Origin of the sequence: Shewanella sp. SM32 (assembly GCF_025654235.1) — a bacterium.
Lineage (GTDB): Bacteria > Pseudomonadota > Gammaproteobacteria > Enterobacterales > Shewanellaceae > Shewanella > Shewanella oncorhynchi.
Window position 1 is genome coordinate 23378 of record NZ_JAKKRO010000061.1, and the last position, 7544, is coordinate 30921.

General features: G+C 47.2%; 8 protein-coding genes. 1 reads left to right on the forward strand and 7 read right to left on the reverse strand.

Annotated features, from left to right (window positions below):
• Positions 1–9: 9 nt before the first annotated feature.
• The 6 genes from carA to L5M10_RS19220 form a co-directional block, all read right to left on the reverse strand.
• On the reverse strand, positions 10–1170 hold the full coding sequence (gene carA, locus L5M10_RS19195; RefSeq protein WP_113941188.1) for a glutamine-hydrolyzing carbamoyl-phosphate synthase small subunit: 1161 nt from the start codon (positions 1168–1170) through the stop codon (positions 10–12).
• A gap of 168 nt (positions 1171–1338) precedes the next feature.
• Positions 1339–2151 (reverse strand): 4-hydroxy-tetrahydrodipicolinate reductase, encoded by an 813-nt coding sequence (dapB, locus tag L5M10_RS19200; protein WP_105251661.1) that lies wholly within the window; start codon positions 2149–2151, stop codon positions 1339–1341.
• A gap of 71 nt (positions 2152–2222) precedes the next feature.
• Positions 2223–2840, reverse strand: coding sequence for an FKBP-type peptidyl-prolyl cis-trans isomerase (locus tag L5M10_RS19205; RefSeq protein ID WP_006083907.1), 618 nt, complete (start codon positions 2838–2840; stop codon positions 2223–2225).
• A gap of 219 nt (positions 2841–3059) precedes the next feature.
• Complete coding sequence (locus L5M10_RS19210) at positions 3060–3869, reverse strand: M48 family metallopeptidase (protein ID WP_028759303.1); 810 nt, start codon at positions 3867–3869, stop codon at positions 3060–3062.
• A 149-nt stretch (positions 3870–4018) separates the two neighbouring features.
• Positions 4019–4603, reverse strand: a complete 585-nt coding sequence (locus tag L5M10_RS19215; protein WP_263149138.1) for a GNAT family N-acetyltransferase — start codon at positions 4601–4603, stop codon at positions 4019–4021.
• A gap of 125 nt (positions 4604–4728) precedes the next feature.
• Positions 4729–6060, reverse strand: a complete 1332-nt coding sequence (locus tag L5M10_RS19220; protein ID WP_263149137.1) for a DEAD/DEAH box helicase — start codon at positions 6058–6060, stop codon at positions 4729–4731.
• A 574-nt stretch (positions 6061–6634) separates the two neighbouring features.
• On the opposite strand from L5M10_RS19220, the gene L5M10_RS19225 reads away from it, so the two are divergent.
• Positions 6635–6913 (forward strand): DNA polymerase III subunit epsilon, encoded by a 279-nt coding sequence (locus L5M10_RS19225; protein WP_173243176.1) that lies wholly within the window; start codon positions 6635–6637, stop codon positions 6911–6913.
• Positions 6914–7304: 391 nt separating this feature from the next.
• On the opposite strand, the gene L5M10_RS19230 is transcribed toward L5M10_RS19225, so the two are convergent.
• A partial coding sequence (locus L5M10_RS19230; protein ID WP_263147013.1) for an integrase core domain-containing protein occupies positions 7305–7544 on the reverse strand: 240 nt, incomplete at its 5' end.

Here is a 7544-nt window from a genome sequence, read left to right on the forward strand (position 1 = left end):
GCTAGCGTACTACTTGGCGTTCTGACGGTATATGTCGATTAGCTCGATAAAGTGATCGAACAGCGGGGCGGCATCGTTCGGGCCAGGGCTCGCTTCAGGGTGACCTTGGAAGCTGAACGCGGGCTTGTCCGTGAGATGGATACCTTGGAGTGAACCATCAAACAGCGACTTATGCGTCACCTTAATGTTGGCGGGTAAGGTCGTTTCATCGGCAGCAAAACCGTGGTTTTGGCTGGTGATCATCACGTTACCTTTCTCGATATTGCTCACTGGGTGGTTTGCACCGTGGTGACCAAACTTCATCTTCAAGGTTTTTGCACCTGAGGCCAGCGCGAGTAGCTGATGACCTAAACAGATACCGAAAATCGGCGTGTCGGTTTTCAGAATTTGTTGAATCGCTTCAATCGCGTAATCGCATGGCTCTGGATCGCCAGGGCCGTTCGAAAGGAATACACCATCGGGATTCATCGCTAACACTTCGGCAGCTGAAGTTTTAGCAGGCACTACGGTGACGTCACAACCGCGGTCCACTAACATGCGCAGAATGTTTTGCTTAACGCCGTAGTCGTAGGCTACTACTTTGTATTTAAGCTCATTTGCTGGCGTATCTTCTGGTAAGCCGCCCACTAAACGCCAGCTACCTTTACGCCATGGATAGGCAGTTTTGGTCGTGACTTCTTTAGCCAGATCCATGCCTTTTAAACCGGGGAAAGCTTTGGCAGCGGCGAGCGCTTTTGCTTCGTCTAAGTCTGCACCTGCCATAATACAACCGGCTTGAGCACCTTTTTCACGGAGAATACGAGTTAACTTGCGAGTATCAATATCAGCTATGCCAACGACATTGTTCGCTTTGAGATAATCACTTAAGCTTTGTTGATTACGGAAACTACTTGCGATGAGCGGAAGATCACGAATGATAAGACCACAAGCGTGAACCCCATCGGATTCAATATCTTCATCATTGGTACCAGTGTTGCCTATGTGTGGGTAGGTTAATGTTACAATCTGGCGTGAGTAGGATGGATCAGTTAAAATTTCTTGGTATCCTGTCATGGAAGTGTTAAAAACAACTTCACCAACAGAGAGACCATCGGCACCAATTGCTGTGCCAGAGAATACAGTTCCATCTTCGAGTACGAGTAAGGCAGACTTTGTCAACGCGACCTCCATAAAGAGCCAAGCCACTGAAATATAATGTTTTTATGTTATGTTAAGATACCAATTTCCGCTAATTTACGAAATTTTGACAAATTCCAGCGAGTTTACAGTAAAAACGCGAAACCGTCCACCCACTGGTAACTGGGTGCAAAAAAAAACGCCATATCGGCGTTTTTAATATTAATGCAAACCTAAAACCTGCTGCATATCATACAAGCCCGGCTTTTGCTCCACGAGCCAGTGAGCGGCACGCATAGCACCATTAGCAAAGGTCATACGACTCGAAGCTTTATGGGTGATCTCTAAACGCTCACCGATATCGGCAAACATGGCCGTATGTTCACCAACTAAATCACCAGCACGAATAGTCGCAAAACCGATAGTTTCACGGTCACGTTCACCCGTGATCCCTTCGCGGCCATATACGGCACATTTTTCAAGATCGCGACCTAAAGTCTTAGCAATCACTTCACCCATTTTCAGGGCTGTGCCCGACGGCGCATCTTTTTTGTGTCTGTGGTGGCCTTCGATAATTTCGATATCCGTGTAATCACCCATGACTTCGGCAGCCAGTTCGAGTAATTTCCACATCAAATTGACACCCACAGACATATTCGGCGCCATCACGACCGGCGTTTGCTCGGCAAAGGCATTGATCTGTTCTTTTTGAGCATGATTGAAACCCGTTGTGCCAATCACCATGGCTTTCTTATGGCGAACGCACCAATCTAAATGGACAATACTGGCGTCTGGCGCGGTGAAATCGATCAACACATCAAAATCATCGGTCGCATAATCGAGCGAATCCATGATCATGACGTTTAATTTACCCACACCAGCTAACTCACCCGCATCCACACCCACTAAACTTGAGCCTGCACGCTCAATGGCAGCACCCAGTAAAATATGGTCGTGATTGTAGGCCGCTTCAATAAGAGTGCGTCCCATACGACCACCGGCACCGACGATTGCCACTCTCACTTGTCCACTCATTTCAATCTCCTCAATCTTTCTTTGTATTCCATAAGAAAACGCCTAAGACAGGCTTAGGCGTTTTTTCAATATTAGATGATATCTAATAATTCAACTTCGAATACCAAAGTTGAATAAGGAGGAATCGATGCCCCCGCGCCGCGCTCACCGTAAGCTAAGTGATGTGGCACAAATAATTTCAACTTAGTGCCTACTGGCATCAGTTGCAGTGCTTCAGTCCAGCCAGCGATAACGCCAGAAACTGGAAACTCAGCAGGTTGGCCACGAACTACAGAGCTGTCGAACACATCACCATTGATGAAAGAACCATGGTAGTGAGTACGAACAGTATCTTCGTAAGTTGGAGTAGCACCGTCACCTTGGACTAATACTTCGAACTGCAGACCAGAGTCAGTCACAGTCACGCCATCACGCTTAGCATTTTCAGCTAAGAAGGCATCGCCTTCAGCAGACGCAGCAGCAGCAGCTTGCTCTTGAGCAGCTTGAATACGACCGCTAATTTCAGTGAAAGCAACTTGCAGATCTTGCATAGACACAGCACTTTCTAAACCGGCAAACGCATCGGCTAAACCCGCTTGAACGGCTGGAATATCCACGCCATCAAAAGAATTGGCGGCCAGTTGCTCACCCATTTGACGGCCTACACCGTAGCTTGCTTGCTGTTCAACAGTACTGAATTTATCAGACATAATTAACGACTCTCAATTATCAGTGGAATTTTGCGCGCCAGTTTACCATAGTTCAGCGAGCTATGCTGATAAACTGACTGCTTATTTAACTAAGGAGGCTTTTTTACACACTTACTGCGTATTTATCCAAAAGCATAAATAGGTTAAGGACACATATCTCTGCGCAAACGACAGCGAACACTCACCAAACGGGCACTTAGATCTTAAATAGACTTCAGCTTATTTCGGCGCCACACATTGATTCTTCACCTGCGCTTTAGCACTGGCATAAAGTGGCTGCATCTGTGCTTGCAATTGTTGTAGCTGAGCAATGCGATTACTGTTCGATGGATGGGTCGATAATAACTCCGGCCCTTGGCTACCGCCCACCTTCGACATATTCTGCCATAACTCAACACTCTGAGCCGGATTGAAACCCGCTCGAGCCATTAGCTCTACGCCCATAATATCGGCTTCGCTCTCTTGTGCGCGGCCAAAGGGCAGAATAACCCCTACCTGAGCACCGAGTCCCAATGCCGACATATATAAGTCGCGATTCGACACACCACTCGCCCCTAGCGCTGCATCGGCAATCTGCATTCCAACGCCCGTTAACTGTCCACGGGAAACCTGCTCATTACCGTGCTGCGCCAACACATGCGCGACTTCGTGACCGAGCACAGTAGCAAGCTGATCAGGTCCCTTAGCGACCTTAAGCAATCCGGTATAAACCCCAATATGCCCACCCGGCAGAGCAAAAGCGTTAACTTGTTCTGAGTCAAACAAAACCACATCCCAGCGTTGGGTTTGGTCCGGCAGCACTGCAGTAATACGATTAGCGACACAATTGACGTATTGCGTCAGCTTTTTATCACTACTCACTTTTTGCTGTTTTTTCATTTCCTCGAAGGAGGAATCGCCCATCTGCTGCATTTGCGCCGCTGAATACAACAAGGTCTGCCCTCGCCCCGTTGGCGATTGCGTGGTCGCACAGGCCGATAATCCGAGCGCGACCGCCATACCCACTAAGCCTAAACGCATTGATTTCATGTGGCACTCCTTAAATCCCATGACGGGCGTGAAGATCTTTGAGCCAACACGGGCTCAACTAATGAAGAGATTTTACTGAGATAGGGTCGATAAGCCAAATAGAGAAACACTAGCGGCGTGCGTTAGCGATACTTTGCACCTAAAGGGAATTAATACTCCTCCTTTAACAAGGCATAAAGGAACTCATCGCCCCACGCGCCTTTAAAGAAGATGTTTTTCACATAATGGGCTTCGCACCTAAAGCGGAGTTTTTCGAGTAAGCGACAGCAGGCAAGATTTTGTGCATCGGTGATAGCAATGACTCTATGCTGATGCAATTCAATAAAGAGGTAATCCAGCAATGCGCTGACGGCCTCAAAAGCAACATGTTTACCTTGATGTTCAGGCGCAATCGTAAAGCCAATTTCCACCTGCTGCTCATCAATAAAGTGCAGCGCCAGATCGCCAACTAATTGGGTTGGTGTAGTTCCCGACGCGCCAGTAACAATCGCAAGCTGAAACCAAGTATCAACCGCACCAAATTGTGCATAATCCAGCTTCTCGAACAACGCGAGTGCATCGCTATAGCTGTAATCCGTCCAGCTTTGATATTTAGCGACCTTAGGGTCGGCTCGATAGGCGGTAAAAGCCTCAAGATCCGCTCGCTGGAATGGCCTAAGTACAAAGTGCTCGGTCGTTAAACCGTTATTCACCACTTTATGAAGTGCTTTGCTTAACGCTAATGTCGATCCCATGACTTAGCTCCTAATGTAAATAAGTCACTAAGTTACACCTAGAGCGAAAGTGATAACAGCGGCCAATGCGCATTATTCTGTTATCTGTTTAGTGATTGAGGCACGCCAAGCTTGAACGCTTAAACTCAGCGCTTACCTTTAAACTCTTTAGCGCTGTGCTTATTGATGCTACGGCGATTCGCCTGTTTATCACGCGGTGGTCGCTTACGCTCAACTTTACCCTCAGTGGCGCCATCAGTGATTTTTTCACTCGGCTTATCCGTTACCGGAAAGTCAGCCAATAATGCCAGCGGTAACTCCCGCGCAGTTAAACTGCGGATCGCCGTTAAAGTTGCCATTTCACCGTGGCACACGAGGGAAATCGCCAGCCCTTTTTCGCCAGCGCGCGCGGTGCGGCCAATACGGTGCACGTACACAGGCGCACTCATGGGCAAATCCAAATTAATGACCACAGGCAAAGCATCAACATGAATGCCGCGCGCCATCAAATCTGTCGCCACTAATACTTGGATCCGATTGGCTTTAAAGTCGGCCAAGGTTTGGCTGCGAACGGTTTGCTCTTTTTCACCGTGCAGCGCGGCGACTTTCATTCCCGCTTTGGCGAGCCGTTTAGCGACGGCATCGGCATCATCGCGGGCGCTGATAAACACCAACACCTGCGGCCATTGATATTGTTTTAACAGCGCAATCAATGCTTGTGCTTTGCTGCCCTTGTTGACTAAATAGAGCTGCTCTTCGATTTCACCAGCCACTGAATTCACCTTGTGGGCTTCGACCCGCAGCGGCTCATTCGCCAGTAGCTTGCCCGCCAATGTATCCAAAGCCTCGGGCAAGGTGGCAGAAAACAACAAGGTTTGCTTAAGCTTAGGCATAAATGCCATCAGCTTTTGCACATCAGGCCAAAACCCCATTTCTAACAGGCGGTCAGCCTCATCCAACACGAGATGCTTTGTCGAATCGAGGCTGACGTGGGCCTGTTTGCATAAGTCCAGTAAACGTCCAGGGGTTGCCACTAACACCTGCGGCTTGGCAGTGAGTTCTACTAATTGATCTTCCAAGGCGACGCCGCCACACAGAAGCTGAATGTTCAACGAAGTCGATAACTGACTTGCCACTGTTTGCAGCGCCTCAGTCACTTGCAGTGCTAATTCCCGTGTAGGCACCAGCACTAACGCCAGTGCATTTGGAGGCTGTACAGACTTAGCGCCCTGCAACTGTGTTTGCTGTTGCAACAAAATTTGTTGTAGGAGTGGCAAACCAAAGGCTAAGGTTTTTCCGCTACCGGTTTGTGCTAAGGCTAACAAATCCCGTCCTGCAAGAATGGCCGGAATCGTGAGTTGCTGCACCTTTGTCGGATGTTTAAGACTTGCAGGCAAGGCCTTAAGTAACGCCGAATTTAAGCCAAGCTCAGCAAAAGTTAACGACTCAGGGTAAGAAGAAAGCTCGGGAAAGGTCATCACAGCACCGGATCAAAACATGGGAGCGAAAGTTTACTGAGAGTTGCCTTTGAATACCAATGTTGTTTCGGCTTTTACGCAAGCCTTGGCACAGTTCGCAACGGTACTGCTTGCAACGATACAGTTACGGCATTTGCCTTACGCCGCTAAGAAAGCCTAAGTTTTAAACTTCGTTTGAATTTCTAAACCGAATATCAAATCAAAATCGACATCAAGGTCGTGGGCTTCACCCCCTGATGTTAAATCAAGAGTCGACCAAGAGGGGCTCAACTGTAATCCCCTCTTGGATCTCCCTTGCGGACAAGGTCCATGTCTAACGGCCAGTTCGCAGGAATAGGTGAATTCCTGTCGCTTCGGTGTTCGTGGTGTATCTTAAAAGTGACTCTAGCCGCATCTTTCTTATGTGCGCAAAGTTAACGCAGGTGATGGAATGGTAGATTTTAATCCCACAGCTTTCGTGAGCGCTTATGGTAGAATCCCGCCCAATCAGCTTTATGAATGTGCAACACAACTCATTTGTTTAACTGAACGTAGTGGAACACTACCGTGATTAACTAAATGAGGAGAACAGATTATGAGTAAGTTAAATGCCGAAGAACGTAAAGCCCGCGATAACGCCCGTTTTTCACAACGTGTCGATGAACGCCGCACAAAAGGTGAAGACGTCGTCGCCTACGTGCTAGGCAACAAGCTCGCGTTTAAGTTTCTAACTAAACCAGAGAGACACGAATTTAAACAAAGAGAAGCCGCACTTGAAGAAGAAGCCAAGCTTAAAAAGCAGCAAGCGTTTCAGCTTAAAACCGAGCAAGAGTTAGAGAAAGCCGAAGCCGCATTTACTGATACAGAAGAGTAACCTCTCAAAAGAGCCATTGATCATCATTGATGGCTCACGCATACCCCATTTCCAAACTTCGTTTGGATTTTTAAATCCAAATCAACGTCGTGGGACTTCTCCCTGATTTTTTATTAAGAAATCGACCAAGGAGGACTGCTCATTATATCTTTCTTGGATCTCACTTGCCAAACAACGTTCATGTCTAACAGACATGTTCGCCATTGTATTGTGAATTACTGATTCAGATCAATAATGTTCAATAACACCGTTGCATCTCATGTCTTTAAATCCATTCCTTTGCTACATTCTGTTGTAAAGCGTTAAGTCGCTGTCTCATTATTTTTAGGAGGAAGTGTGGTGAGATTATTTTTGTTACTCATTGTATTAAGTCAATTACCAATTGTAGTGGTCAAGTAAAATTGGCCACGGTTTTAGAGTCATTCCAATATAAACGTTCTGACTCATTTGGCGTTAACCCACCATTATATTGATGGGGTCTGGTCTCACTGTAGTATCCAGTGATGTAATTTGTGATCTCTTTATCTGCTTCTGTAAAATTCCCATAACCACTAGCGGGTATCCACTCAGATTTCAAACTTCTAAAGAAACGCTCCATTGGTGCGTTATCCCAACAATTCCCGCGGCGACT